Origin of the sequence: Alkalihalobacillus phoenicis (genome assembly GCF_047302405.1) — a bacterium.
GTDB lineage: Bacteria > Bacillota > Bacilli > Bacillales > Bacillaceae_D > Alkalihalobacillus.
The window spans coordinates 752,455-778,467 of record NZ_CP154853.1 but is presented as its reverse complement, the minus strand read 5'-3'; the positions used below and the strand labels follow the sequence as shown (position 1 = coordinate 778,467).

The following is a 26,013-nucleotide window of genomic DNA, read 5'->3' as shown; positions in this document are numbered from 1 at the left end:
TGAAAGGAATAGACTATGTCAAACCAACATTTAATTGCGCTCGATCTCGATGGAACTTTACTTAAGGACGATAAAACGATTTCTGAAAACACATTAGCAACGATCGAAAAAGCGAAAGCCGCCGGTCATAAAGTGGTTATTTCAACGGGAAGACCATATCGTGCTAGTCTTCAGTATTATCAACAAATGAAACTTAATACAGCAATCGTCAATTTTAATGGTGCCTTTGTTCATCATCCTTTTGATAGAAGCTTTCAAACTTCTCATTCCCCCCTTGATTTAAAAACAGCTCAAACAGTGATCGAAACATGTGAAGCCTTTAAAGTCAGCAATATTATGGTTGAAGTAATTGATGATTTTTATTTACGACATTTTGATCAATTATTAGTTGACACATTTGTAGCTGGTGAAAGTCCGGTCGAATATGGTGATCTTCTAAAAATCTTAAGTGATGATCCAACTTGTATTTTGATTCACCCTCATGAACATCATATAACTGAGTTAAAAGGATTGTTAAAAGATACACATGCCGAAGTGATTGATCAGCGTTCATGGGGGGCTCCTTGGAATGTACTAGAGCTCGTTAAAACGGGCATTAATAAAGCCGTCGGACTAAAAAAAGTCGCTGATTTTTACCAAATCCCACAAGAACGTATCATTGCATTCGGAGATGAAGATAATGACTTTGAAATGATCGAATATGCCGGACAAGGTGTTGCTATGAAAAATGCGATCCCAGAGCTCAAGTCACTCGCTAACGAAATTACTCTTACTAATGAAGAAGACGGCATTGCGGTTTATTTGGAAGAAGCATTAAACCTCAAATAATTTAAAGTAGCAATGATAGAAATTCCTTATGTATGAATAAAAAAATTGCGGTTATGCTAATGGGCGTAGCTGCATTTTTTTATGAAAATAAAAGGCTATTGATGTACCGTACAGTGCTAACGGAACTCGCGTTATTAGGGGGAAATCACAAAAAGTCAACACCTCTTAAGATAGCCAATATAAAAGAAAAAGAAGGTGAACATATTGAGTAAAAAATCTCGTTCTAAACGTGCCATTCAAGAAGGAAAAGATGCCGTTCAACCGGCAAATGAAACAGAGGGTTTAAAAGAAGAAACTCTTTATACAGCTGAAAAAAGAGAGAAAAAACATTCAGGCTCGGAGCGACCAGACCATGGTTAATTCCTATCAACAAGCAAGAGAGGCTGTCGCTCGTGCTGAATTATTAACAATTGCTGCTGAAACCGATATTCAAAGAGAAGCAGCGAACAATCATTTAGAAAAAGCAAAATCCGCTTTACAAAAAGCAGCATTATACGCAACTGAACAAGAACAAAAACAACTCACACTCATGAAAAGCCACATAAGCACAATAATGGAAAATTGAGCGACATAGCTGAGCTCGTTTTTGTATATAAGTAGAGTGAGAGATCAGACACCGCTCCCGAGATAGCTACAAAAGAGACTTTAAAATTTATGAATGTCAATCATGACTTGACCCCTGTATCCCAGCGAGCAAGTCATGCGAAGACCCTCGTGGGCTAAATCCACTGGCCTAGCCGGTTAATTCGGCGCTGGCTATTGACGCGGATCATGATTTTCGGGAGCGGTGAACATCACTCAATGTTCGCCCAACCTCTTTGTTAAGATGTAACTATTACCATATGCTATCGCAATTAAAGCAGCTATATTTTTGTAGCGTAATTGTTGCAATTCGCTTTTTTATTACCAATTCTACTTTATTCTCACCCTGATATCGCCTTTTCTATTTTTCCATTACCTATTCCGCCTTATCCATACACTAATTTCGCTTATTCACTTTTTCATTACTTATTCCTTTTTAATCGAATCATTCCTAGACTACTCTCTTTATCTCTTTTATGTTAAGCTATCATTAATTAATTAGAATCGTAGTTTAGGGGGATTTAGCGGATGGTAAATGTGTATCAAATTAGAAAGGATGCCGATGAACAAACACTGATTAAACTTGCTGATTTGCTATTGGAACAACAGGGTCCATTAGCCAGTAGTGAACCATATGCAACCGATATGCACTCTCAAATACTTAACACGATAAAGCTGACTCAAGAGGATAGTTCTCATGCTTTTATTTTTGTGGCAGAGAAGAATGAAACTTTTGTAGGAGCAGCTTTTTTAAACGTGGCAATTAGTATTGATAAAGGTGGACATTATATTTGGTTAAATGATTTGTTTGTTCATAAAGAGCACCGGAATCAAGGAATAGCCAAGAAAATTCTTTTAAAAGTTATTTATTGGGCAGAACAGAAGAAAATTAAAGGAATTGAATTAGAAACGGGAATTAATAATGAAGCAACAAAAGCTCTTTATAATTCCCTAGGCTTTCACGATATTGTTTCAAAGCGCTACGGTTTTCGTTTTTAACATTTGCCTAATCTAAATAAGTATTTTATAAAAAGTTACCTTACAGGAGCATTGCTGGCCTTTAAGGTTTTTTTTTGGAAAGACACAATGTCCCCCTGATTGTCATCCCTCACCCGTAGTTCACCATCGCACCTTTATATAGTTAAAATTTCTCGCCCATTTCTTTAGTGTTCTGGGCTTTTTGCTTCTTTTTTCTGAATTTTCAACATATGATGTAGCAAACTCATTAAACTTCACGATATTTTCGCGGGAACGTTTTAGGTTGAGATTCTCTTATTGTAGGTGAGGCAAACGAATAAAGGGGTGTGCTTAAAAATGAATGATGCATATATAGAAGTTGAATTTTCTGAACTCTATATAGAATTAACCAAGACGGCACTCCATCAATTCATCAAAAGAATGATGAGCAAACACTATTCTCTTTATTGGCGTTATGATGCGAAAACGATTTATTTAATGATCGAATTAGAAGAGTCTGTCCATGAATTACCTTTCGTTCGAAATCCTGAATTTCTTACCTTATCAGTCACAAGTCTCCATATTTATGATGAAGTCCTTGCAGAAGCGATCGAGAAGTTACTTCAAGCAGAAAAAGGAAATGGAATTGTGAAACGGGTGACGGAAGGACCCCACTATATTACTTCGTATCGGGCCGGTGACATTGAATCAATGATTGAAATCGATGGGAGTGAAAAAGTAATGATGAATCGAAATGGGTCAATGATCCAATATCGTGATGATGGAAAGTCGCTTGAACCACAAACCTTATATAACATGATGAATTTAGAAATTGATTATGTTTTGATGGAATTACATGAAGCTATATTAGATTCGGATCAATCTTCTATTAATAATCATAAGAAAAAATTAAAAAAATTACTTTCACGTAGAGAGCAAGTACAACATTTATTGGCAAAATAAACACTTCACCAATAAATCCTTCGCTATTAAAGCGAAAAAAGCAAGCACCGACCAATCGTGCTTGCATTTTTTCGGGAACATTTAACCCTTTAAATTTACCCTCGCTCATTTTCCATACATCCCTATAAACCTAATAATTAAACGGCTGGATAATAAATAATCATCGTCATCTGACAATCTTCCACACCACTAATGTTTTCATAAATATGATCCGTTTCTGCTTTAAAATGTAGGGCATCTCCTGCTTTTAAAACATATTCATTTTCGAAAACGGTAACCTTTACTTCTCCTTTTTCCACAACGATATATTCCTCGACTCCTTTAGTATGTCCTTCTGCCACATGAACACAGCCACTTTTAATTAGAACAGAATAGATTTCAAATGGTTTAAAAGACTGCTTCGGAAAAAGTGGGTAGACATCATAACCACCACTTTGATCCGATAACGATTTGACTGATTCTCGTCGTACGATCGTCACATCCTCCTGCTCTTCTTCTATAAAAAAACTAAATGGAATGTTAATACCTTTTGCTATCTTCCACAACGTCGTTACGGTTGGGTTCGATTCTCCCCGTTCAATTTTTCCGAGCATTGGTTTGCTGACCCCGGTTAAATCTGCAAGCTCCTCCAATGATAACTCCTTTAAATGCCTTATTTTCCTTAAGCGACTTCCAATCATTTGAGACATTTGTCCATTTTCCATACGAATCTCCTTGTCAACCTAATAAGTATACTATATTATATAATAATATCATATATGATACAAAACAACCGTACTTTTCTTTATTTTACCTTAATGGATCTGAATCTAGCTACGTCCGTTAGAAGCTCGAGAAAATCCCATCAAAATGTTTTCTACTAAGTTGAAACGGATTGTTTTTAGTTACTCAAAACGGAGACTGCGGAATGCCTGGAGACTCCTGCGGAATTAGTGAGGGACGGGAGACCCCACAGCTTAGCGAGTTATCATGAACGAAACTAGCCCCTTACTCGTAACAGCGTAGGTTAATTTGGTTAGAATGATTAACAGAAGAATTAACCAAACCAAATCAGAGCTACATTACGAAAGGAGCTAGTTATTATGAAGGATACCATAAAATACGTTGGTTTAGACGTATCAAAAGAAAAAATTGCGGTAGCGGTGGCGGAAGAAGGTCGGGATGCCCCTCGTTATATGGGGATGATTCCGCATACACCAGAGGCGATTAAAAAGCTTATCAAAAAATTAGGAGAGGTCGACACGCTCCGTTTTTGTTACGAAGCGGGACCGACTGGATATGGGCTGTATCGCTTATGTGTATCTTTAGGGGTCTATTGTGAGGTGATCGCTCCCTCCTTGATCCCCCAAAAAGCAGGAGACCGAGTCAAAACGGACAAAAGGGATTCTTTAAGGCTCGCCCAACTTTATCGTGCGGGAGAACTAACGAACATCTACATTCCGACGCCTGAAGATGAAGCGTTACGTGATTTAGTTCGAGCACGTGAAGATGCCAAAGAAGATGAATTACGTTCCAAACATCGCTTAACAAAGTTTCTCTTGCGTAATGAAAAGCGTCCACCTGAAGGGGTGAAAAAGTGGACGAAGAAGTATTACGCTTGGTTAGATGCTTTGACATTTGAGCACCCAAACTTAAATCTCGTTTTTCAAGAGTATTACCATCAGTTAAAAGAGTTGGAACAAAGATTGAAACGATATGAGGAAGGAATCGAACAAGAAGCAGAAGAAGGCGTTCATGCATCAGCTATTCAAACGTTACAATCTCTCAGAGGGGTTGCTTTAATCACGGCTGCGAGTCTCGTGGCAGAAATAGGATCTTTTGAACGCTTTGCCACCCCAAGGCAATTCATGTCCTATGTCGGTTTAGTACCGAGTGAATCTTCAAGCGGAGATAGAAGGTACCAAGGGAAGATTACCAAAACGGGAAATCGTCATGTCCGTCGCTTATTAGTAGAATCGGCCTGGAGTTATCGTTACCAACCAGCGGTAAAAGGTCGTTTGAAAAAGAGGTTGGAGAAGCTTGATCCGTCCATACAAGCTCTATCGTGGAAAGCACAGAATCGACTGAACCAGCGCTACTATCGTTTATTATCGCGTGGAAAAGAAAGTGGGAAAGTCATAACAGCGGTGGCAAGAGAGTTAGCAGGATTTATTTGGGCTGTTAGCCGACATGTGCCTAGCACCGCCGCTCAAAGCCAACTAAACAAAGTATAAGAAATCAACAAAATAGAGAAATCAATATCAACTAGATAAGAAGGATAGGGCTCGAAGGCAAAGAGTAACACCGGGAAGGAAAATCCACGTGCCTCCTCTGTGCTATCCCGTTTTAGGGAGAACGCACGCCGCGAGTTAGTGGAATGGCCTTTATACGGAAAGATACTATGTGAAAACCCACGGATATCAGGATGAAAATCGTCGTTAACGTTTTTGCCTTCGTGCCGTGTCCTTTTCTTCACAAAGATCCGACTTTTAGGAGGGAATAAAAGACGATTATCTTTAGCTAACCTTAAGTGTCTCAACTACTTAGAAGGCCAGTCAAGGAACCCGCTTGACAGACCTCCTAAGAGTTGAAGTGGAGTAGTTAGGCTAAAGAAAGGACATTGAAAGCCTAAAAGGCTCCAAGCCATCCATTTTTAAGAAGCAAATACCGCTTCTCTAGTTAAGATTGGCCAAAAACGGATAAAACCTTGGTTATGAGGAGGGCCCTTGACAGTTTCGTTCATATCAGGAGGCTCCCAACTCACCCGCGGAACGCGTAGGGCATGCAGCTGGCGGAGTATGCCAACTGCTCTTTTCTTGCTTCTGAGCAAACAGGCTCCGCTTTTTAAATAAGGAGTGTAAACATGATTACGATTAGTGAACCGCTTAAAAATTCTCAATTTTCAAAAGGTATTACATACGGAATGACAATCGCCCTCGGTTATATACCTGCCGCTCTTGCGTTTGGTTTATTAGCAAAGGGGACTGGACTTTCGCTTTTAGAGACTCTCTCGATGAGTATGTTCGTATTTGCTGGAGCAGCTCAATACATGTCCTTAAATTTGATCGCCCTTGGCACAGGTGCCTTTGAAATTATTTTCACAACCTTTATTGTCAACATTAGACACTTATTATTAACCGCTTCTTTAAGCGAAAAAGCGGAAGAAGATCGACCTTTTATTAAAGCATTTTATGCCTTTTTTATTACAGATGAAGCCTTTGCGGTCATTGCGACCAAAGAAGGAACTCCAACATCAAAGTTTATTTTAGGCGTTGGATTGAGCGGTTATACGAGTTGGGTTAGTATGTCCGTCGTTGGGTATGTTATCGGTGCAGCCCTACCAACGATTTTACAAGAGAGTATGGGAATTGCTTTATATGCCCTCTTTATTGCCTTGCTCGTTCCGGCCATGAAAAAAAACATAAAAATTATCACCCTGGCTTTAACAGCAGCTTTATTAAATGGTTTGTTCAGCCAAATCATGGCCGATGGCTGGGCTATTGTCTGTGCAACACTTCTAGCTTCTGTCGGAATTGAAGTACTTTTTAGTAGGAAGGAGATTCGATCATGAGTTTATTTTTAATTATTCTCGGTATGGCGATTGTGACTTATATTCCAAGAATGCTTCCGCTTGTTTTTATTGATGCCAAAAAGCTCCCTGAATGGTTACAAGCGATCTTACGTAATGTTCCTTATGCAGCATTAGGAGCCCTCATTTTTCCGGGTATTTTACTCGCCCATGATAATCTATGGTTTGCGATTAGCGGAGGAATTGTTGCTATTATAGTCGCTTGGTTTGGAGCTTCTCTTTTACTCGTCGTATTAGCGAGTATCGGAACCTTATTATTATTATCGATTTTTTAAGCGTCAAATTTCTAATTACATATTATTATAAACGACAATCAGTAAGATGTACCTTAAGATAATAAGTTTACATTCGCTTTTGACTTCATTGATGCTCTTTGATTCCTTTTGCGGCTTTTATTCATGTGCTTTTGCAATCATTGGCTTCCTTTGATTCCTTTTGAACTGAAATTTTAAAGGCGAAGGGAATCACTGCTGGCCTTTGATTCCCTTTGAACTGCCTTTTTAGAGGCTAAGGGGATCGTTGCTGGCCTTTGATTCCCTTTGCCTGCCATTTTGGGCGCTAAGGCAATCATTGGCCCCCTTTGATTCCCTTTCCAGCTCTTATTCATGTGCTTTTGCAATCATTGGCTCCCTTTGATTCCCTTTCCAGCTTTTATTCATGTGCTTTTGCAATCATTGGGGCTCTTTTCACGTCCTACTACCTCAACCCCAAACGTTTAACCTCCTCCCCTTTCTTTCTCCCTTTAGAAAAGGTACAATAAAGGAATGGATTATTTTATTTTCTGACCAAACGGACTTCGCTTTATAATCAATCTAGCTACGTCCGTTAGAACCTCGAGAAAAATCGGCCCATCTATAAAGTCAAAGAGCGACTTTTTAGCTGGTCCTGTATTTTTTCTCACTTCTGACCAAACGGACTTCGCTTTATAATCAATGGAGGGGATTCAATGTATTCATACAAAGCGGAAAGGGATTTCATTTATTCGATTCTAGAAAACGAAATCACAGCGACGTATCGAAAGTTGATCGCCTCACGCTATTTTACAAAAGGACAGCTTGAGTGGATTACAGCTGACGTTTTAAAAATGCTACAGGAACGATTTCAAAACGACCTCGTTACGGCGACATTTATTTATTTAGATGAGGTTGCTTTTCTTGCAACCTCACAGGACACTTTTAACGAGCATGAGCGTAGATTTCTACACTTTTATCGGGCTTGCATCGATACTCTACTCATTCTTTTTAATAAAACAACAAATGAAGAACAACAACAAGTGATTGAGCTCACGCTTGAATACTTTAAGACGAAAGACCGTCAGCAATCAAAACCTTGGTCATTACTATTAATGGATATTTATCAAGCAGCTTCAGCCGAACAACGTTCATTTATCTTTCATGCTGTTTCAATCAGAAAATTGGCCCTTCATCAACTCGATCGCAAATCAAAAGCGATTTTAAGTTATATTTATTTGGATCAAAAAGAAAATGAGCAAGCTCTTTATTTGTTAGAATTAATCGATGATCTTCAAGAAATTGAAATGACAGCTCATTTTCAACTATTAAAGGATCGTGAAGAGTGGAAGACACTTAGCCATTGGTTTCAAACGTTAATGAATCTAAACGAAAGAATGTACTTTGGTTCTTTACAAACCTTATATGATGAAATGCTGATGAAACTAGATGATGATCCAAAAAAGCAACAAGAAATATGGGATAGGTGGTTACTTGCCCCTCATTATCGCCGATTTGAATCATTAACCGCCTATACAGAACCAGAAAAGAAACAAAAAGTGGCTGAATATTTATTACCAAAACTAAGAGAAAGGCTTCATCAACCTGAAACAGTTATTACGTATGCACGTTTGTTAATAGACTTTCAGAAATATGAAGAGGCCGCTCGTTTTTTCCTAACTTTTGAAAAAGACCCGTTTCGCCTTAAGCAAGAAAAACTTGAATTACTTGATATTTTATCTGAGAAAAAGCCCGATTTAGCCAAAGCGATTTATCACCAATTTTCTGTAAGGCTTGTCGAGAAAAAGACTCGAGCTCATTATGAACAGGCCGTTATGTATATTAAACAATTAAAAAAATTGTATCAAAAAACAAATGATCTAGACCGTTTTGGCAAATATATTCAAATGCTAAAAAAGAAGTATCGTACGTACCGTGCTTTTGTTGAGGAGTTGAAAACGATTGAATGAACCAATTATCGTACATGGTGGATGGTTTGGTGATTATTTTTTTATTTGGGGTGAACAAAAGCCTAAATCACGTTATGACCAAATCGTCAATTTTCAGTATCCATTTTTATATGACCCATTCGAGTTAAAGCTTGCCTTATTTCGTCATGACAAGCTTTCTTTTTATGGGACTTTTATTGAAATTGAAAAAGCAGTCATTGACGTTCCATTGGTCAATCGAACGTTTCAATCTTTAGCAGGTGAAGCGACCATTTATCAAGCACAAGACCAAATGAAAAACTACTCATTTCCAATCCAAGGTATTCGCTTTTCAACGGAGGAAGTGGTTGATTATTGGCTAGTGTTTGAACAATGGAAAGAAGAAAATGATCTTTTTATCGCTCCTGACCTTCTTTTTTGGTTAGACTTATTCAAGGAAGTAAGAGAACAAATTTACCTTGGACACTTTGCGCCTACCTCTTTTGCAAAATGGCAGCTTCGACCATTTCCATTTGAGAGCTGGGTCGAAGCGGTTCCTCCCTCTAGTGTTCAATTACGAACATCGTCAAGTTTTGTGAAACGTGATCAGGAAGAGTTAACCATTCGAGAACAAATTCAATTGGCGGTCGATAACCTTGCCGACACGGCCATTCGATTTTTAATGAAGGAAGAACATGTAACCTCCTATTACCAATCATGGAAAGAAGCACTCTCACCTAAATGGAATCAACTCGTTGATACGTTAATAGAAAATAAACAGCTAGAACCTACTATCTCAACAAAAAGTTTACAAGAGCAAATGGGAACAATTGAACGACCTCCATTTAAATCCGGTTTAATACTAAAAGAACCAACTGATATACATTCATCATGGCAAGTCCACTTGTGTGTAGTCGATCGAAAGCAGTCTAATCTAATTGTCGAAATGGAAGCTCTATCATTGGGCGAACACCCTTGGATTAGTAACCCGATTCCTTTATTAAAACAAGACTTACAAGAATTAAAAAGGAAAATACCGTTATTAACCGAGCTCAGCTTAGCCTCACCAAGTATACTAATTGAATCAGAACAAGCCTATGCACTTTACACCGAATACGACCAAGAAGTAGAAGATATTGGTTTTCAATTAATCGTACCGAGTTCACTTCAACAAAAGAAATCACTAAAAGTAGCGCTACAATTTGATGCTGAAATTGGGCAAAAATCAAATAGTGATCCGTTTGTCGATTGGCAAAGCCTGGCTCAATTTTCGTTTGAAGTGGCCATTGGAGACGTCACATTAACGGAGCAAGAATTCAAACAATATGTTCATAATGAAGACCCTTTTATTTATGCAAACGGACAGTGGATTGCTTGGGACCGCTCCTTAGCTAAAAAACTCCGAACTTACTTAGACCAAGTATCCAAAAACTCCTCTTACCTAGATACCTGGCTATTAAGCGAGCAAAAAGAACGTTTACCGGATGATTTAAGTGATGTAAATTTTGAAGTGAATTGGGACGAAAGAATGACGGAAACGTTGGTTCAACTTTATCAACAAAAACCAAAGAACATTGAGCTTCCTTCTACTTTTCATGGCTCTCTTCGCTCCTATCAACTTGAAGGAGCATCATGGCTGTTCCAATTACGAAGAGCTGGTTTCGGTGGTTGTTTAGCCGATGATATGGGGTTAGGTAAGTCCATTCAAACGATCGTCTACCTCCTGTATGTTCTTGAACAAAACGAAAAAGACAATCAAAAAAAGCGACCATTCTTACTAATTTGTCCAACATCCTTAATTTACAATTGGATCAAGGAATGTGAAACATTTGCTCCTAGTTTAAAAATCTTTACTCATCATGGTTCAGCACGACTAGAAGATGATTCCTCGAACTGGGATCAATATGACTTAATCATTACTTCTTATCAAATGGCAGTACGTGATCAAGTTTTGCTTTCTCAATATGAATGGAACAGTCTCATCCTTGATGAAGCCCAACATATTAAGAACATTGAAACGAAACAGCGTCGAACGATGAAATCGATTCAAGCGAAACACCGTATTGCTTTAACTGGAACACCTATTGAAAATAAACTACGTGAGCTCTGGTCATTAATGGATGTTCTCATCCCAGGCTACTTAGGAAATCACCAACGTTTTCAACGAAATTATATTCAACCTATCGAAAAAAACAGAGATGAAAAAAAGTTAAAACAGCTTCAGCATTTAATTTTTCCATTTATTTTAAGACGGAAAAAATCAGATGAGCATTTGCAATTAGGACTACCGGAAAAATCAGAAAAGGTTCATCAAGTACCTCTTTCTGTCGAGCAGGCGATTTTATATCAAATGATTGTGGACCAGCTAATTGGAAAATTAGATGAAATCAATTCTTTTGAAAGAAGAGCTCTTATTTTAAAAAGCTTAACGAAACTCAAACAAATTTGTAATCACCCTGCCCACTTTTTAAAGGATCGAAATTATAAGGAACATGATTCAGAGAAATGGAATCACTTTTTATCATTAGTGAAAGAAATCGCCCATAAAAAGGAAAAGGTTTTAATTTTCACTCAATATAAAGAGATGGGCATGATTATGTCAGATGCTCTCAATGAGCTTTTTAATCAAGAAATCCCTTTTTTACATGGAAGTTTATCACGAGCGAAAAGACAGGATGCCATTAAGTATTTCCAAGAAAATGATCAGGTTCCCGCTTTTATTCTCTCCTTAAAAGCAGGAGGGGTTGGCTTAAACTTAACGGCTGCGACACATGTCATTCATTATGATCGCTGGTGGAATCCAGCGGTTGAAAATCAAGCAACCGATCGGGCCTTTCGGATCGGGCAAACATCTGACGTGACCGTGCATAAATTTATTACAAAAGGTACTCTTGAGGAACGAATCGATAAATTAATTATGCAAAAGCAAGGTTTAGCTGAACAAATTCTTTCCGTTTCTGAGCAACGTGTTACTGAATTAACAAATGATGAAATTACCAAGTTGATTCAATTAACAACCATTTAAAAGGAGGAAGAGCCGTTGAACCCAAATTTAAGTCACACTTTTTCTACCTACTGGAAAACCGATTATGAACGACCTCTTCCAGCCACATTACCCGAAGAAAAAGAAACAAACCAGTCCGATGCTTGGCTTGAATTACAAAAGGTGATTAAGCAAAAAGCAAAAGAAAAATGGAATCTTAGTGAGTGATTAAATAGAACTTTGGCAAATGTCTCGATAGCTTCGTTCCTAAAAGCACGCTCTCGATTATTAGTGATAATGATTGAGCGTGTTTTTTGATGCTTGAGGCCTTATGAGCACATCTGACGCTCTTTGATTCCCTTTGCGGCTCTGATTCGAGCGCTTCCGGCTTCATTGGGGCTCTTTGATTCCCTTTGCGGCTCTGATTCGAGCGCTTTTGGCTTCATTGGGGCTCTTTGATTCCTTTTGCGGCTCTGATTCGATCACTTTTGACTTCATTGGAGCTCTTTGATTCCCTTTGCGGCTCTGATTCGAGCGCTTCCGGCTTCATTGGGGCTCTTTGATTCCTTTTGCGGCTCTGATTCGAGCGCTTCCGGCTTCATTGGGGCTCTTTGATTCCCTTTGCGGCTCTGATTCGATCGCTTTTGACTTCATTGGGCTCTTTGATTCCCTTTGCGGCTCTGATTCGATCACTTTTGACTTCATTGGGGCTCTTTGATTCCCTTTGCGGCTCTGATTCGAGCGCTTCCGGCTTCATTGGGGCTCTTTGATTCCTTTTGCGGCTCTGATTCGAGCGCTTCCGGCTTCATTGGGGCTCTTTGATTCCCTTTGCGGCTCTGATTCGATCGCTTTTGACTTCATTGGGCTCTTTGATTCCCTTTGCGGCTTTTATTCATGTGCTTTTGAAATCATTGAATATCCTATGATTCCTTTTACGGCTTTTATCCGATCGCTTCCGGCTTCATTGACTCCCTATGATTCCCTTCCCCGCTCGCTTTTGATTTCATTGACGCTCTTTGATGGCATTTCGGCCTCTGCCTTCATCTCTTTGGCCTTCACTGACGGTTCCCAAATCAAAAAACAAGCTGCCTAAAGCGATTGATTAGCTTTTAAGACAGCTTGTTTTTTTATGAACCAATTTGAATCGTGACTGTTTCTTCAAATGGACTTTGCGTAATTTCTGTGTCGTTAATCGTATACACGATAATCGTTGCCGTTAATTCGTATTCGCCCGAATCAAATTCATCCAGTTCAATTGTCTCCGATAACATTAATTCTTCTCCAGCACGAATGACTTCTTGAATAATAGCCATCGTAAACATTTTATCTGCAGAATAACGATAAACTTCTTCTCCATCAACATTTGTTAAAGTAATTTCATATTTTTGACCAGATGAAAAACTTAGAACAGCATCCTCAGTACCCGTGTTCGTTAAGCTCATTTCGACGATTAACTCTGAATCGGATTGATTTGTCTCCACTTTATATTCCAATTCGTCAAAAACACCCTCCCCATTTAAGTCTTCATTGTTTTCTTCCTCATTATTAACTTCTTCTTCATTTATTTCATCTTCTTCCGGACTGCTTCCTGTTTGAGTATCCCCTAAACCACAAGCCGCTAAAAAACAGACTGTCAGAATAAATACCGACGCTAATTTTTTCATTGCTCTCTCCTTTAATCTTTTCGAAACAAACCAAATACTTCCGTTGTTTCGATGATATTCGTAAAGGCATCTGGATCGGCCTGTCTAAGCACTTCTTTTAAGTCATATAATTCATACCTTGTAAGCACAATCATTAATACTTCCCTATCTTCAGATGTGAAACCACCTTTTGCAGGCACTCTTGTAATTCCACGTGTAAAATGATTATGAATCTCACTTCGAACAAGGTCTGGATTTTTAGTGACAATAAACGCTGTTAATTTTACATGGCGAGTATGGATCGCATCGATTAACCTCGAAGTAACATACAAGGTAACAAGTGTATAAAGAGCTTTTTCCGGGTCAAACAATAAACCAGACATGATGACAATGATCCCATTCAATAGAAAAAAGTAAATGCCAATGGGTCTATCACTATGCCTTGATAATAATAAAGCTATAATGTCTAAACCACCTGAGGAAGCGCCTACTTTTAACGTTATCCCAGCTCCAACAGCCGTAATAACTCCACCAAATACCGCATTTAAAATAATATCAGGTGAAAATTGAATGATCGGAATAATCTCTAAAAACAATGTTGTACAAACGACATTTAAGAAGCTATAAACGGTAAAACTTTTCCCTACTTTTAGCCAACCAATAATGGCAACAGGTATATTTAAAAGAAAGAGAATAATCCCTGTTGATAATGGAACGACCGTTGCAATTAATTGGGAAACTCCTGTAAACCCACTCGCAAAAACATTAGCCGGAATTAAAAAGAAATTAAGCGAAATCGCAATGAATAAGGCTCCTAAAATGACAACAATGACCTTCTGAGCTTCTCTTAAAATAGACGTTTTCATATTTACGATACTTCAGATGTTTTCTTTAGTAAGTGATACGTAAACCAATCAACTGACTTTAAAACAGCTCGCCTGGAAACTTTATGACTCGCTTGTTCCTCCGAAATAAAACGGAGATTTTCAGGCTGTTCTTCATAATAACCTAATAACGATTGATGAATTTGCTCTGAAAATAAATAAGGTACTACTTGGTCTTGTTTGCCGTGCCAAATTAATAAAGGACGGTGATCAATTTTATCGAGTTGCTTTGATAAGTCAAATGGTTTTAATTTAGCTAAAACCATCTCTTTCATCGCTTCATCAATGGTTACCCCTTTTTGCTCCATCATTTTAATTTGAGCTTCGGCAAAACTTTGGAAGTGTGCGACCCCCATTAATGACACAGCCGATTGAATCCATGAAAATTGTGTTAAAGCACCATAAGTGGTAATCGCCCCCATCGATGTTCCAATTACACCGATTCGCTCCTCATCTACTAAGCCTTTTTCCGTTAATGTTTTTTTGATAAGCTCTAATTCTTTTATAGAAGTTAAAACAATTTCCCAAAAAGACATTGCCAGCTTACGTTCGTCTTTTGATAATTCATCCTCTCGTTCACCATGATGAATCGCATCAGGTAAGATGACCCGAAAACCTTGTTCTGCCATTAAATAGGCTACATGTAGGTTATGCTCCTTTGCACTTGTAAAGCCATGTAAAAAGAAGACAGTTGGTATACTGCTTTGATCCTTTAAAGCTGCCTTTACAACATGTAACGTTGGAATAGTGACAATAGTTTCTTTTTCTACAATAATCATATTCCTTCCCTCCATCCTATTTATTTTCCTTATTATAGCATTCCCCATCCTTCACTTCATCTTTCATAACTTCTTTACTTTTCCTTCCTAAACACACTAAAAGAGATAGCTATACAAAAAAATATCCAACCAAGTTTTATGACATCTTGATTGGATAGTCTTCATTATTGTTTGCCATTATAACGTTGCACACTATATAACGCACCTTCATCCACCATTTTTTGATCCTCGATATCATATGGATCTGGGTGACCTAATCTTAATTGTTTAGGCGTTGGTTTTTCTTTACTAGTTACAGAACATACTTTTTGATACATTTCTTTCGTTTTATTTTTCAGTTCCGTTCGACGTTTTTTATTGCCCAAATAAAAAGTTGTAGCAGCACTTGCTCCAGCGACTAATGTTGCGTAAATTGCTTTTTTATACCCCATACATTAAACCACCTTTCGTCTCTTTAGTATACTGTTCCCCTTCGAAAGACTACCTTAAACATATCATTCATAAATAGCTAAACTTGAGTCATACTAAAGTGAATCCAGCATTTTGAAATGAGGAAAGGAGTGATTTCTATGTCTCATACAGGAGATTCAAACAAAAAAGCAAAAGATAATAACGCCAAAAACAAAGTGAAAAATCAAGAAGAAAAAATCAACGCTCAACACGGAAAACATGATTACTCTAAAAAAACCGACCATCTTTAAAAATGTCAGGCGTCTTCTCATAACGAGTCAAGACCACTGAAAAACAGGCTACTCGTTAAAATATGGTTACACTTGTTAGCTATACTCCGCCAGCTCCATACCCTACGCGTTCCGCGGGTGAACCGGGAGCCTCCTCGCTAAACGCTGCGGGGTCTCCCGTGTTTCACTTTTCCCGCAGGAGTCTTCGGGCATTCCACTCGCTCCGCTTTGGTTAATGAAAAAACAGTTTGATGCTTTGACGGACGCTCTAAGAAATAACCTAATTGCCTAGAATTCTTCTCTGTCAAGGTTGAGCATAAGACTTTTTAAATAGCCTTATTCAAAAAAGCAGTTGAGGAACTCCTCAACTGCCTTTTTTCTGCTTTATTTATTTGTATAATTCCTCAGCCTTTTCAACAACCCATTCTTGCCCCTCTTTTGTTTCCCCTGTCCAAGAGAGCATACCGCCATTAAAGTTGGCCACTTTGTCGAACCCTTGCTCTTTTAAGTATAAAGCGACATTTTGACTGCGACCACCACTGCGACAAATCAAAACATATTCTTTATCTTTATTTAAATCTTGTACATGATTAGGAATCGTATTCATTGGAATTAACGGCACACCAGGAATATGGAACTCATCGTATTCCTCTACTTCACGAACATCGATAAAAACTCGCTCTTTATTACTTTCACCTAGGAGTTCCTTTAACTCAGCTTCTTTAATTTGTTTTACACCATCTTGTTCAACACTCATCTTAGTCACCTCATTGATCTTTTCGTTTTAAACGGTCTTAGGCTTTTTTAAACGCCATAGACGGTACATATGATAGACAATTACTTTACCGACCGCATACGTTGGAACAGCTAGCAGTAACCCTAATAAACCAGCAAATCGGCTTGCTACTAACAACAATAATATAATTGTTAGTGGGTGAATAGCAAGTTTCTTACCCATTACAAGTGGAGAGATTAAGTTACTTTCAATTTGTTGAACAACCACGATAATGGCTGCAACAACTAGTGCGGTTGGAAATGACACAAACAACGCGACAATAATACCAGGAAATGCTCCTATCCACGGCCCAACAAATGGAATCACATTCGTAAACATCGCAATTAACGCAAGGACTAACGAATATTCCAAACCAACGATGAGATAGCCAATATACATCATGACACCGACACAGAAACTAACTATAATTTGCCCTTGTATATAGGAACTTAATGCCTCATCCATATCTGATAAAATTTTACGTCCTTCATTTTGTTGCTTTTTCGGTAAAATCTTCAAAGCGTTTTGTGGAGCCTTTTTACCGTCTTTTAACATAAAGAACAGAACAAAAGGAATAATCGCAAGAACAATCAAAACGTTCGCAATAATACCGATCACGTTTGTAATGTTCGAGCCTACAGAACTCATAATATCAATCATATACGTTTCTAAAGTAGCAACAATATCCTCAAAAGAGACAATATCTCCTTCCTGGAAACGAGCAAACCAATCACTTTCTTGAATGGAAACAACCCATTCCCTAATCCCATTAACAATCATTGGCCAGTTTTCAACTAATTGATTAAATTGACGTTGGATTTCTGGACCTACTAACAAGATCACAAGCACAAATAAAGCAATAGCCGTTAAGAATATAATGAGAATCGAGATCGTTCTTGGAATCCATCTTGATAAAAAATTGACAAACGGCCTTAACAAATAATACAAAACCCCACCAAGTAATATCGGGGCAAATAAGGTTTGTACAAGAATAATAATTGGTTGGAAAACCCAATCAACTAATGAAGCTAAATAAATAATCAGAAAAACAAGGGCCAACCAAATCCCAAAACGAAAATATTTACTATCTGGCATATTTGTCTAAATCCTTCCTTTTTTTATAGTAATTAAATTATAGCACCGTTTATTTCTTTTTCCTATTTTAAACAGCAATTCATGATTGTCATATCAAGCTTTTTTCCATTTTTATTCGCACCGTAATTTTGTGATTCTGTGCGTTTCATTACCAATTCTAAAATGATCCCAGTTCCTCAGTTACTCACTCTACTTTAACTAACCATTATCGTTCCTAAAAAGCCTTTTCCACCATCCGCAAAAATTCAAACAAAAAAATAGCCCATCATAGGATGAGCCACTACTTCGTTCTTTTAATACAGGTTTGCCTCTTAATAAAACGATAAGGAATAATTGTCTTTTTCTCTTCATAATTCGCATCATTAATAAGATGAACAAGTTTGTCAGTCCCTTGAAAACCAAGCTCATAAATATTAATATCGACCGTTGTTAATGGAGGAGATGATAACTCTGATAACATAACGTTATTAAAACTGACAAGAGACATTTCTTCAGGCACTGAAATCTCCATCTCATCAAGCATTCTTAATACACCGAGTGCCATTAAGTCATCTGCCACAACAAGTGCGGTTGGGCGTTCTTCCAAAGACATAAACTCAATGACCGCTTCTTGTCCACCTTCCAACACTTCATCATAATAAACGATGTATTCATCTCTTAATGGAAGGTTCGCATTTTCTAGAGCCTTCTGATATCCTAATTTATGATCAAGTGTGACTACATGATCCAAATTACCACCGATAAATCCAATGCGTTCATGCCCTAAAAGCAATAAATATTCGGTTACCGTTTTTGCCGCTCTAACATTGTCATTATTCACATAATAAATAGCCTCATCCTCTATACCATGAGGTCTTCCAATTAAAACAAATGGGAAGTTTTGTTCAGTCAAAAACGGGAGGACGAGATCGTTTACTTTTGAATATAATAAAATGATTCCATCAACTCTCCGACTATAGACCATTTGTTTCACTTCTTCTAAAATTTCCTGATCAGTCTGACCTGTTGATAAATAAAGGCCATACTTCTCTAAATAAGCCTTTGCCGTAATCCCTCTTAATACTTCAGGGAAAAAAGGGTTTTGAAAAGCTATTTTTGCAGAGCTTGGAATAATGACGCCAAGCGTTTTAGTAGATTGGTTAACTAAACTTCTTGCATTATAGTTAGGGTGATAGCCGAGTTCCGCCATTGCTTCCCTTACTTTCTCTTTCGTTTGCTGGCTAATCCGAGGACTATCTGCAATAACACGTGATACCGTAGACGGGGCAACATTTGCTCGTTTGGCCACATCTTTTATCGTAATTGACATCCGGTACCCTCCTTTTCCTATGCACTTTCAACTGGGAACATTTATCTATCTTATTGTAATTCGCTTTCCATCATTCAACAACATTAAATTTATGTTAAGCAAGAATAAGGCGATAGAAACGTATCCATCGCCTACCTTCCTTGTTTATCCTTTTGTAGCTCCAGATGTTAAGCCTGTTAATAAATAACGTTGTAACAGGAGGAAGACTGTCGCAATTGGAATAGCAATCAAAATAGCTCCTGCCGCAAATCGAGTAAAGTTATTAGCAAATTGGTCATTAACAAAGTTAAATAATCCAAGGGCTAACGTAAAGTTCTCTGGGCTTCTTAAAAGGATTCTTGGTAAGATAAAATCCATAAACGGTGCCATAAAATTAAATAGAGCAACAACCGCTAAAATCGGTTTCGCTAACGGTAGCATAATCGTAAAGAATATCCGGAAATGTCCCGCCCCATCTAACTTGGCTGATTCATCCAATTCTCTTGGAATCGTATCAAAATACCCTTTCACTAAAAAGGCATTCATCGGAATCGAGGTACCCACATAGATGATGATTAAACCTGCTAACGTATCTAATAAATCAACTGTGTTTAATAAAATATATAACGCAACCATCGCCATTAATACAGGGAACATTTGTAGGAGTAAGAAAGCATATAACCCATATGTTCGACCAGTAAAACGATATCTTGAGAATGCATAAGCAACTAATGCAATCAACGTTGTTGCACAAACAGTCGTGATCGTCGCCACTAATAGTGTATTTTTATACCAGATTAAATAATTACTCCGTGGGTCAGTGAACAACCATTTATAATGCGTAAAGGACCAACCCTCCGAAAAGATTCCCGTACTATATAAGCTTGTTCCTGGCTTTAATGAAAGCCCCACTGTCCACAATAAAGGATATAGAATAATAGCTATCATAAAAATGAGAAATCCATATATTCCAAATAATTCTAAATTTGATTTCGTCTTAGGACTCATTAGACGCTTCCCTCCTCTTTAAACGAACGACTACGACGGAATTGGAAGAAAGCAAAACTCGCTACTAACAATCCGATAATAATGGAAATAGCCGCTGCCATACTATACTGAGAGCTTTCAAAGGTTAGGCTATAAACCCACGAAATCAATATATCTGTTCCTCCGGCATTTTGCCCCCTAACAGGAGGTCCACCTTGGTTAAACAAATAAATAATATTAAAGTTATTAAAGTTAAATGAATACTGCATAATCAACAATGGTGCTGTTGCAAATAGAACATGCGGCAATGTTATCCAACGGAATTTCTGAGTTTTTGTCGCACCATCAATATCTGCCGCCTCATACCAGTCACTAGAAATACTCGTTAGCACCCCTGAGAATAAAGCAAATACGAATGGGAAGCCTAGCCAAACTTGAATCCCAATTAACGCAACCTTCGTCCAAAACGGATCAGTTAACCACGGGATTCCTGAACCAAATAATGGAATAATAAAGTCACGGTTAATGACCCCAAAATTGTCATTAAACATCGCTGCAAAAATTAGAATGGTTACAAAGCCTGGGACCGCCCAAGGTAAGATAAGCATCGTTCTAAAAAACTTCTTAAATCGAACCCGTTTATCATTAATAAGCACCGCTAAAAATAGGGCTAAGGCAATTTGTAACGTCGTCGCTACAAAAGTCCAGATTAGTGTCCATGATAAAACACTAAAGAAAGTCGTACGCCAAATATCGACGGTTACCAGGTTAATAAAGTTTTGGAACCCTATCCAATCTAACAGGTTTCTTGGTGGTGCGTTGTAAAGACTATAATTCGTAAAAGCCATTCCAACCATATACATTAACGGAAAAACAACCGTAAAGATTAAAAGAAGGAGGCCAGGTACTGTTAATAAATAAGGAAAGCTTTTGTCATACGCATGTCGAAATCCTTCACGAACACTTAAAGCTTTAAAACCTTGTTGAATTCTCTTTGCATCCTTTCTTGCATCAACTAAATTTAACCAATAAAAAAGAAGTGCAATCGCCATGATAATAAGCGAAATAATTCCTTGTGCTAATAAAACCCTTGAATCATCCGTTCTTGGAATCGTACCTAATGTGAACAATCCCCAGAACCCGATATTTAAAAAATCATAAAATACAACAATAAAGGCTGCAAAAAGAATTAAAAAAGCACTTCCCTTAATAAACCGGCGATTATAAAATTGCCCAAGACCAGGGATAATTGATAAAATCGTCGCTAAGCCTACGCGATGTTTATTAGATTGCATATTCGTCTGCTCGCTCATTTTCCTTCCTCCTCATAATGCTTGACTTCGAAAATATGATGATGAGGAAATGATTTTCCATTACATTCGAAATCGATGTTATCCATTTAGATTGGAGGCTTCCAATCATAAAGATTGAAAGCCAACTAATTCATAAATAATTGTGCTTTAATTCGTTCCTTTTTGTAAATCGATATCCGCGTGAATTTGCTCAACAGCTTCTTCTAACACTTCTTGAACATCCTCACCTTGAGTAATATGAATAAACGCTTCTTCCATCGGAGTCCAAACTTGAGACATCGCTGGAATATTCGGCATTGGAACAGCATGCTCTGCTTGCTCTGAAAACGCCGCTAAAATTTCGTCCTCAATCTCTACATCTGTACGAGCCGGTAACTCACCAGCATATTCAAAGTATGTTAAAGAATTTTCTGCATTTGTAATAAATAGTGCTAATTCTACAGCCCACTCTTCATGCTCTGTATATTCATTAACTAACCAACCTTTAACTCCAGAGAAAGAAGCTAATGGCTCCCCATTAATTGTTGGCAATGGAGCAACAGCTAAGCTATCTCCTAAAGCACTTGAATACGTAGGAATATTCCACGGACCAGAAATAACGGCCCCCACTTTTCCATCTTCAAACAAACCACTCATAATGTCTCCGTTAATTCCAACAGGTAAATAGCCTTCGTCAAACCAGCTTTTAATACGCTCTGCTCCTGCAACTGCACCAGCATTCGCTAAACCAACATCTGAATCATCATAAGCACCATCAGCATCTTGGTTAAATACATAACCACCATCTGCTGCTAAGAACGGATATAAATAATAGAAGTTCGTCGCTTCCATTAAGAAACCATACTCATCATTTGCCGCATTCGTTAAGTCAGCAGCAATTTGCTCGATATCTTCAAATGTTTGTGGAGCTTCTGAAACTAAGTCAGTATTATAATAAAGTGCATATGTTTCTGTCACTGCTGGGATACCTAATTGTACACCTTCATAAGAAAAAGCTTGAACAGCCCCTTCAGGGTAACCAGCTAACTGCTCTTCTGTAAGAGTAATTTCTCTTGCAAGTCCTTCTAAGTATGCTTGACCTACTCTATCATTAGCTTGGAAAAATAAATCCGGTCCTCTACCTGCTGGCCCATCTAATGAAATAGCATCCAACTGATCTAACATAGAAAATTCTGTGATTTTGACAGGAATTCCATATTCCTCTTCAAACTTTGCCACAATCGCTTCATAAGCATCTAATTGGTCTTCTTCATCATTTACCCACATTGTTAATTCATCAGGCTTTTCTGCTTCTACATCACCAGTTGTTCCTTCTTCTGTATTCCCATTTCCACCTGAACCATTACTATCTGTGCCACCCGTTTCATCTCTATCCGGTCCACACGCTGCTAAAAGTAACACTAATAACAAAGTAACAGCTATTCCTAAAACCTTCTTCATCTTACATTCCCCCTAAAATAATTTCTTTAAGAATATTAGTATGACTCACAAACACTTACGACTAAGCGGTGTGGCCTCACCTCCTTAAACTGCTTAACTAAAATGAGAACCTTTTCATTCAATGACTACAAAAGACCGAAAACCAATTTTGAACTCATTCCTAAATAACTTTATCAAATTCATTCTAGACATCATAAAAACGATATGCCTTATCTTTTCATATAACCATTCTCTTTATGCACTTTAAAGAAATCGTTTGCACAATCAAAGAAATAAAAGAAAACGATTTCATTGATTGATTTATTCATAGTATACATTTAAGGCTCAATTATTTCAACTTAAATTTAAGAAATATTTTTAAATTCCAACAAAGTTCTACAAACGTTTGCACAATTCGTATTCAAATGGCCCTTTTTGACAAATCCTTCGTTTCATTTAAAATAACTCTCCCCCCTCCTTTGCTTAAAACTAACATTTAAAAACAAAAACTTTAGCTCCTTATTAAATAAGACCTATTTTTTGATTTCCAAGGATTCTCCATTGGTCTTTTTGACCTATTATGCTAAGATTATCGTATCTTCCTATCTTTTTCGAGGTGAAATTCAATGCGATTTTTATTCATACTAGGACTTATCACCCTCTTAATTAGTTGTGGTGGTGAGCATGCACCAATTGATATTTCTTCAAGCTCTCCAATAATCGCAGAGAACCGTCACTTGCAAGTTAAATTAACTGAATACTCCATGACCACTTATGAAGAAGAGCTTGTCATTAAAACCATTTTGGAAGTGACAGCCTTAGGAAACGAATTCGATTTAAATCAAGAGTTTTTTTATGATTTAACACTTATATCAGCAGAAGTAGAACCACTTGACTTTGAGCTACACCACGAAGATAAGGAAATAACAGACAATAGCGTAATTCTAACAGCTATTTATACAATCGATTATGATGCCGATCTACTCAACCAAATGTTCGTATCACAAGTCCATATTAAACCAAACTACTATACATATAACATTCAATTTCCAAATATCAGTCATTACGAAAACAATCTTAGCGAGAACGACTTTCTTATAGCAGAATTAAATGTAGACAAACAAATGCTAGAGTTTACCGCAACCGATATCCACCCTATAAAAGGCTTAGATGTTTCTATTAAAATAAATGATGAAAAAATATATCCTGCTTTTTCATCAACAGAATATGATACAAGTGGACATGTAGTCGCAGGTCAATATGAGTTTTTTCAAAATATACCAGAAACATTCGATCTCTTAATTAGTCGCAATCAATTGACCGAACCAGTCTGGACATTCTCATTACCATTTGAACCTTATCCACAACAATAACTCTTGCTCTCTCCAAAAAAAGACTGCTCAAAAAGTCATTCGACCTTTTGAGCAGTCTTTTACCATTTCTAAACTAATATTTACCTTGCTAATTCGAAATTATGCTGTGGAAAATCTAAATCCATTAACTCGTTAAACCTTTGTTGCAACTCGTCACCTTCATATCCCATTTCTATTAATTCTAAGAGAACTTCTTCAGCTTTTGGGATAAGAATCTTTTCATAATACTGGGCAAAGTGAAAAGACCCATCATTTAAATCAAACGATTCGTTTAGGTAATACGGATAAAGTTTCTCAAAATCGGTCGTCAAAACCGAGACTTCAACCTCATATTCACTATCACTCGCGATTGTAAGTGTATCAAAAAAACCGAGCGTATATAAATGATAAATGATCATAGGATTTTCAGTCGAGATGACTTTAGCACTCGTTTGGTCGATCTTTTGAACTTCCTCTTCCGTAACGACTAAATCTCCTTCATACACATTTAAGGTTAGCTTATCCTCAAAAATAAAATAAATCGTCACTAATACTATCGTTAGGCTGACAGAAATAAGCATTTCTATTCGTTTACTAACCTTCCATGCTTTTAACTTAATTAAATAATTTATAGCTAAACTAAACAAAAACACAAAAAATACTATGATTAAAGCAATTAAAATCCAATAAGTCATTTCACTTAATATATATGTCAAAATGTATCCACACTCTCTATTTATACTCAATAAACATCCCAAAAATTTCTTCTAAAAAACACTCTTAACAGTTTATCATACTTTTGCTCTTTTCTAAAATGAATTGTTCTTGTTATTTTTAAAATAAGCCTTTATTTGAACAAAAAGAAAAAACGACAATTTCCTAGGAAATAATCGCTTTTTCTTTAAAGTTACATTCTTTCGATAGGCAGTGTCACACAACGAAAAGAGCCCCCTGATTTAATAATTTCCGAAAAATCAACTTCAATAATGTCGTAGCCCCTTTGTCTTAATTTATCATTAGTCTCCCTATTTTTAGGTAAAGCGATCACCTTTTTTTGACCAATTGAAAGAACATTGACAGCTAATGTAAATTGTTCCTGTGTTGTGACTTCAATTAAATCGAATTGTTTCTTTAATATAACAAGGGATTCCGCTGATATTGCCTTTGGATAAATAAGTGCTTCCTTTTCCGATATTGGGTTAAAAACACAATCTAAATGAAGAAATCTATCATCAAAATCAATCAAATGAAACGTATGTTCAGGATGACCTTTGGCTAATGCATCCACCGTAGCTTTAGCCGTTCGGCTACTATCGCCAATGAATACTTGGTTTTTATGAACGATCACATCTCCACCCTCGATCGTTCCAACCTCGATTTTAGTATAAGGTATCTTTTCTTTCTGTAAAAAATCAATTAAACAATCGCTTTCCTTTTTTCTTATTTCTCTTTTTAAGTTTCCAACATACAAGGTTTCTTCTATCACAAATCCGATGTCTCTTGTAAAAACTTGTTCAGGGCAGTTTTTATCTAAAGGGATGAACTTGACCTCAATCTTTTGTTCTTCTAACACTTGCGTTAATTGCCCATGTTCAACTATGGCTAATTTCTGATTAATATTTTCCTTTTCATAATGAGCTTGTATGTCATTAATCGTATCTTTAATTGACATATTAGTTGGCTGACAAAGAATGACGGTTTTTAAAGGGGCGAATTCTGATCGACAATTGATTAACGACATTATAAACTTCCTTTCTAA

At 37.3% G+C, this 26,013-nt stretch carries 28 protein-coding genes; 15 read left to right on the top strand and 13 right to left on the bottom strand.

What is annotated here, in order from left to right:
• Positions 1-15: 15 nt before the first annotated feature.
• From AA0017_RS03490 to AA0017_RS03465, 6 genes are all read left to right on the top strand, one after another.
• Positions 16-828 (top strand): Cof-type HAD-IIB family hydrolase, encoded by an 813-nt coding sequence (locus AA0017_RS03490; RefSeq protein ID WP_413379586.1) that lies wholly within the window; start codon positions 16-18, stop codon positions 826-828.
• A gap of 32 nt (positions 829-860) precedes the next feature.
• Entirely contained in the window at positions 861-1,040 is a 180-nt protein-coding gene (locus AA0017_RS03485) for a hypothetical protein (RefSeq protein ID WP_413379585.1), read from the top strand.
• On the top strand, positions 1,033-1,188 hold the full coding sequence (locus AA0017_RS03480; RefSeq protein ID WP_413379583.1) for a hypothetical protein: 156 nt from the start codon (positions 1,033-1,035) through the stop codon (positions 1,186-1,188). The genes AA0017_RS03485 and AA0017_RS03480 overlap by 8 nt, the downstream gene beginning before the upstream one ends.
• Positions 1,181-1,393 carry a DUF3813 family protein gene (locus tag AA0017_RS03475; RefSeq protein WP_413379581.1) on the top strand — a complete coding sequence of 71 codons (213 nt, stop codon included), beginning with the start codon at positions 1,181-1,183 and terminating at the stop codon, positions 1,391-1,393. Before AA0017_RS03480 ends, AA0017_RS03475 begins: the two co-directional genes overlap by 8 nt.
• 545 nt (positions 1,394-1,938) lie before the next feature.
• A complete protein-coding gene (locus tag AA0017_RS03470; protein WP_413379579.1) occupies positions 1,939-2,409 on the top strand; it encodes a GNAT family N-acetyltransferase in 471 nt (156 codons plus the stop codon).
• A 315-nt stretch (positions 2,410-2,724) separates the two neighbouring features.
• Positions 2,725-3,330, top strand: a complete 606-nt coding sequence (locus AA0017_RS03465; RefSeq protein ID WP_413379577.1) for a hypothetical protein — start codon at positions 2,725-2,727, stop codon at positions 3,328-3,330.
• 137 nt (positions 3,331-3,467) lie between these two features.
• Here AA0017_RS03465 and AA0017_RS03460 read toward each other — a convergent pair whose 3' ends face one another.
• The gene (locus AA0017_RS03460; RefSeq protein ID WP_413379575.1) at positions 3,468-4,034 is read right to left on the bottom strand and encodes a helix-turn-helix domain-containing protein; all 567 of its coding nucleotides are present in this window, start codon (positions 4,032-4,034) and stop codon (positions 3,468-3,470) included.
• Positions 4,035-4,412: 378 nt separating this feature from the next.
• Here AA0017_RS03460 and AA0017_RS03455 point away from each other — a divergent pair, with 378 nt between their 5' ends.
• The 7 genes from AA0017_RS03455 (at position 4,413) to AA0017_RS03425 (ending at position 13,132) form a co-directional block, all read left to right on the top strand.
• The gene (locus tag AA0017_RS03455; protein ID WP_413374642.1) at positions 4,413-5,543 is read left to right on the top strand and encodes an IS110 family transposase; all 1,131 of its coding nucleotides are present in this window, start codon (positions 4,413-4,415) and stop codon (positions 5,541-5,543) included.
• A 629-nt stretch (positions 5,544-6,172) separates the two neighbouring features.
• Positions 6,173-6,880 carry an AzlC family ABC transporter permease gene (locus AA0017_RS03450; protein ID WP_413379573.1) on the top strand — a complete coding sequence of 236 codons (708 nt, stop codon included), beginning with the start codon at positions 6,173-6,175 and terminating at the stop codon, positions 6,878-6,880.
• Entirely contained in the window at positions 6,877-7,173 is a 297-nt protein-coding gene (locus AA0017_RS03445; RefSeq protein ID WP_413379571.1) for an AzlD domain-containing protein, read from the top strand. Before AA0017_RS03450 ends, AA0017_RS03445 begins: the two co-directional genes overlap by 4 nt.
• 671 nt (positions 7,174-7,844) lie before the next feature.
• Positions 7,845-9,098: a hypothetical protein gene (locus tag AA0017_RS03440; protein ID WP_413379569.1), complete on the top strand. Its 1,254-nt coding sequence runs from the start codon at positions 7,845-7,847 to the stop codon at positions 9,096-9,098.
• Positions 9,091-12,081, top strand: a complete 2,991-nt coding sequence (locus tag AA0017_RS03435; protein WP_413379567.1) for a DEAD/DEAH box helicase — start codon at positions 9,091-9,093, stop codon at positions 12,079-12,081. The genes AA0017_RS03440 and AA0017_RS03435 overlap by 8 nt, the downstream gene beginning before the upstream one ends.
• A gap of 15 nt (positions 12,082-12,096) precedes the next feature.
• Positions 12,097-12,267 (top strand): hypothetical protein, encoded by a 171-nt coding sequence (locus AA0017_RS03430; RefSeq protein WP_413379566.1) that lies wholly within the window; start codon positions 12,097-12,099, stop codon positions 12,265-12,267.
• 538 nt (positions 12,268-12,805) lie between these two features.
• The gene (locus tag AA0017_RS03425; protein ID WP_413379564.1) at positions 12,806-13,132 is read left to right on the top strand and encodes a hypothetical protein; all 327 of its coding nucleotides are present in this window, start codon (positions 12,806-12,808) and stop codon (positions 13,130-13,132) included.
• A 34-nt stretch (positions 13,133-13,166) separates the two neighbouring features.
• Here the strand turns inward: AA0017_RS03425 and AA0017_RS03420 are convergent, their stop codons facing one another.
• From AA0017_RS03420 to AA0017_RS03405, 4 genes are all read right to left on the bottom strand, one after another.
• Positions 13,167-13,703: a BsuPI-related putative proteinase inhibitor gene (locus tag AA0017_RS03420; protein WP_413379562.1), complete on the bottom strand. Its 537-nt coding sequence runs from the start codon at positions 13,701-13,703 to the stop codon at positions 13,167-13,169.
• Between the two features lie 11 nt (positions 13,704-13,714).
• A complete protein-coding gene (locus AA0017_RS03415) occupies positions 13,715-14,548 on the bottom strand; it encodes a YitT family protein (RefSeq protein ID WP_413379560.1) in 834 nt (277 codons plus the stop codon).
• 2 nt (positions 14,549-14,550) lie between these two features.
• Entirely contained in the window at positions 14,551-15,345 is a 795-nt protein-coding gene (yjfP, locus tag AA0017_RS03410) for an esterase (protein WP_413379558.1), read from the bottom strand.
• A gap of 164 nt (positions 15,346-15,509) precedes the next feature.
• Positions 15,510-15,776, bottom strand: a complete 267-nt coding sequence (locus AA0017_RS03405; RefSeq protein WP_413379557.1) for a hypothetical protein — start codon at positions 15,774-15,776, stop codon at positions 15,510-15,512.
• A gap of 138 nt (positions 15,777-15,914) precedes the next feature.
• Between AA0017_RS03405 and AA0017_RS03400 the strand changes: the two genes are divergently transcribed.
• Positions 15,915-16,046, top strand: coding sequence for a DUF3941 domain-containing protein (locus AA0017_RS03400; RefSeq protein WP_413379555.1), 132 nt, complete (start codon positions 15,915-15,917; stop codon positions 16,044-16,046).
• A gap of 367 nt (positions 16,047-16,413) precedes the next feature.
• Here the strand turns inward: AA0017_RS03400 and AA0017_RS03395 are convergent, their stop codons facing one another.
• The 6 genes from AA0017_RS03395 to AA0017_RS03370 all read right to left on the bottom strand — a co-directional run bounded on the left by AA0017_RS03395 (position 16,414) and on the right by AA0017_RS03370 (position 22,923).
• Positions 16,414-16,782 carry a rhodanese-like domain-containing protein gene (locus AA0017_RS03395; RefSeq protein ID WP_413379553.1) on the bottom strand — a complete coding sequence of 123 codons (369 nt, stop codon included), beginning with the start codon at positions 16,780-16,782 and terminating at the stop codon, positions 16,414-16,416.
• Positions 16,783-16,809: 27 nt separating this feature from the next.
• Positions 16,810-17,895, bottom strand: a complete 1,086-nt coding sequence (locus AA0017_RS03390; protein WP_413379551.1) for an AI-2E family transporter — start codon at positions 17,893-17,895, stop codon at positions 16,810-16,812.
• Between the two features lie 280 nt (positions 17,896-18,175).
• Complete coding sequence (locus AA0017_RS03385) at positions 18,176-19,204, bottom strand: LacI family DNA-binding transcriptional regulator (protein ID WP_413379549.1); 1,029 nt, start codon at positions 19,202-19,204, stop codon at positions 18,176-18,178.
• Positions 19,205-19,348: 144 nt separating this feature from the next.
• The gene (locus tag AA0017_RS03380; protein ID WP_413379547.1) at positions 19,349-20,191 is read right to left on the bottom strand and encodes a sugar ABC transporter permease; all 843 of its coding nucleotides are present in this window, start codon (positions 20,189-20,191) and stop codon (positions 19,349-19,351) included.
• Positions 20,191-21,483, bottom strand: a complete 1,293-nt coding sequence (locus AA0017_RS03375; RefSeq protein WP_413379545.1) for a carbohydrate ABC transporter permease — start codon at positions 21,481-21,483, stop codon at positions 20,191-20,193. The genes AA0017_RS03380 and AA0017_RS03375 overlap by 1 nt, the downstream gene beginning before the upstream one ends.
• A 147-nt stretch (positions 21,484-21,630) precedes the next feature.
• Positions 21,631-22,923, bottom strand: coding sequence for an extracellular solute-binding protein (locus AA0017_RS03370; protein WP_413379543.1), 1,293 nt, complete (start codon positions 22,921-22,923; stop codon positions 21,631-21,633).
• Between the two features lie 605 nt (positions 22,924-23,528).
• Between AA0017_RS03370 and AA0017_RS03365 the strand changes: the two genes are divergently transcribed.
• Entirely contained in the window at positions 23,529-24,275 is a 747-nt protein-coding gene (locus tag AA0017_RS03365; RefSeq protein ID WP_413379541.1) for a hypothetical protein, read from the top strand.
• Between the two features lie 80 nt (positions 24,276-24,355).
• Here the strand turns inward: AA0017_RS03365 and AA0017_RS03360 are convergent, their stop codons facing one another.
• Positions 24,356-24,970, bottom strand: coding sequence for a hypothetical protein (locus tag AA0017_RS03360; protein WP_413379539.1), 615 nt, complete (start codon positions 24,968-24,970; stop codon positions 24,356-24,358).
• 191 nt (positions 24,971-25,161) lie between these two features.
• The gene (locus AA0017_RS03355) at positions 25,162-25,995 is read right to left on the bottom strand and encodes a dimethylarginine dimethylaminohydrolase family protein (RefSeq protein WP_413379538.1); all 834 of its coding nucleotides are present in this window, start codon (positions 25,993-25,995) and stop codon (positions 25,162-25,164) included.
• Positions 25,996-26,013: the final 18 nt, after the last annotated feature.

Bases quoted from the DNA above. Each gene is read 5' to 3' on its own strand.
- AA0017_RS03490 (WP_413379586.1), top strand. From the start codon at position 16: ATGTCAAACCAACATTTAATTGCGCTCGATCTCGATGGAACTTTACTT.
- AA0017_RS03485 (WP_413379585.1), top strand. From the start codon at position 861: ATGAATAAAAAAATTGCGGTTATGCTAATGGGCGTAGCTGCATTTTTT.
- AA0017_RS03475 (WP_413379581.1), top strand. From the start codon at position 1,181: ATGGTTAATTCCTATCAACAAGCAAGAGAGGCTGTCGCTCGTGCTGAA.
- AA0017_RS03470 (WP_413379579.1), top strand. From the start codon at position 1,939: ATGGTAAATGTGTATCAAATTAGAAAGGATGCCGATGAACAAACACTG.
- AA0017_RS03465 (WP_413379577.1), top strand. From the start codon at position 2,725: ATGAATGATGCATATATAGAAGTTGAATTTTCTGAACTCTATATAGAA.
- AA0017_RS03460 (WP_413379575.1), bottom strand. From the start codon at position 4,034: ATGGAAAATGGACAAATGTCTCAAATGATTGGAAGTCGCTTAAGGAAA.
- AA0017_RS03455 (WP_413374642.1), top strand. From the start codon at position 4,413: ATGAAGGATACCATAAAATACGTTGGTTTAGACGTATCAAAAGAAAAA.
- AA0017_RS03450 (WP_413379573.1), top strand. From the start codon at position 6,173: ATGATTACGATTAGTGAACCGCTTAAAAATTCTCAATTTTCAAAAGGT.
- AA0017_RS03445 (WP_413379571.1), top strand. From the start codon at position 6,877: ATGAGTTTATTTTTAATTATTCTCGGTATGGCGATTGTGACTTATATT.
- AA0017_RS03440 (WP_413379569.1), top strand. From the start codon at position 7,845: ATGTATTCATACAAAGCGGAAAGGGATTTCATTTATTCGATTCTAGAA.
- AA0017_RS03420 (WP_413379562.1), bottom strand. From the start codon at position 13,703: ATGAAAAAATTAGCGTCGGTATTTATTCTGACAGTCTGTTTTTTAGCG.
- AA0017_RS03415 (WP_413379560.1), bottom strand. From the start codon at position 14,548: ATGAAAACGTCTATTTTAAGAGAAGCTCAGAAGGTCATTGTTGTCATT.
- yjfP (WP_413379558.1), bottom strand. From the start codon at position 15,345: ATGATTATTGTAGAAAAAGAAACTATTGTCACTATTCCAACGTTACAT.
- AA0017_RS03405 (WP_413379557.1), bottom strand. From the start codon at position 15,776: ATGGGGTATAAAAAAGCAATTTACGCAACATTAGTCGCTGGAGCAAGT.
- AA0017_RS03400 (WP_413379555.1), top strand. From the start codon at position 15,915: ATGTCTCATACAGGAGATTCAAACAAAAAAGCAAAAGATAATAACGCC.
- AA0017_RS03395 (WP_413379553.1), bottom strand. From the start codon at position 16,782: ATGAGTGTTGAACAAGATGGTGTAAAACAAATTAAAGAAGCTGAGTTA.
- AA0017_RS03390 (WP_413379551.1), bottom strand. From the start codon at position 17,895: ATGCCAGATAGTAAATATTTTCGTTTTGGGATTTGGTTGGCCCTTGTT.
- AA0017_RS03385 (WP_413379549.1), bottom strand. From the start codon at position 19,204: ATGTCAATTACGATAAAAGATGTGGCCAAACGAGCAAATGTTGCCCCG.
- AA0017_RS03380 (WP_413379547.1), bottom strand. From the start codon at position 20,191: ATGAGTCCTAAGACGAAATCAAATTTAGAATTATTTGGAATATATGGA.
- AA0017_RS03375 (WP_413379545.1), bottom strand. From the start codon at position 21,483: ATGAGCGAGCAGACGAATATGCAATCTAATAAACATCGCGTAGGCTTA.
- AA0017_RS03370 (WP_413379543.1), bottom strand. From the start codon at position 22,923: ATGAAGAAGGTTTTAGGAATAGCTGTTACTTTGTTATTAGTGTTACTT.
- AA0017_RS03365 (WP_413379541.1), top strand. From the start codon at position 23,529: ATGCGATTTTTATTCATACTAGGACTTATCACCCTCTTAATTAGTTGT.
- AA0017_RS03355 (WP_413379538.1), bottom strand. From the start codon at position 25,995: ATGTCGTTAATCAATTGTCGATCAGAATTCGCCCCTTTAAAAACCGTC.